Here is a 498-nt window from a genome sequence, read left to right on the forward strand (position 1 = left end):
TTGAGCTTCTCCTTCAGCTCGCCGACAGCGGTCTCCACCTCCGTCTTGACGTCCGCGGGGACCTTGTCCTCGTTGTCCTTGAGGAACTTCTCCGTCTGGTAGACGAGCTGCTCGCCCTGGTTGCGCGACTCGGCGGCCTCGCGGCGGGCGTGGTCCTCCTCCGCGTACTTCTCGGCCTCTTCGCGCATCCGGTTGACCTCGTCCTTCGGCAGCGAGGAGCCGCCGGTGACGGTCATCTTCTGCTCCTTGCCGGTGCCGAGGTCCTTGGCGGCGACGTGCATGATGCCGTTGGCGTCGATGTCGAAGGCGACCTCGATCTGCGGGACACCGCGCGGGGCCGGCGGCAGACCGGTCAGCTCGAACATCCCGAGCTTCTTGTTGTACGCCGCGATCTCGCGCTCGCCCTGGTAGACCTGGATCTGCACGGACGGCTGGTTGTCCTCGGCCGTCGTGAAGATCTCGGAACGCTTGGTCGGGATCGTGGTGTTGCGCTCGATG

Annotated in this window: 1 protein-coding gene; it reads right to left on the minus strand. The window is 65.9% G+C overall.

What is annotated here, in order from left to right; translation table 11 throughout:
• On the minus strand, nucleotides 1-498 hold a 498-nt coding region (locus AB0C16_RS40425; RefSeq protein ID WP_357691481.1), incomplete at both ends, for an Hsp70 family protein.

Source organism: Nonomuraea sp. NPDC048916 (genome assembly GCF_040649575.1).
GTDB lineage: Bacteria > Actinomycetota > Actinomycetes > Streptosporangiales > Streptosporangiaceae > Nonomuraea.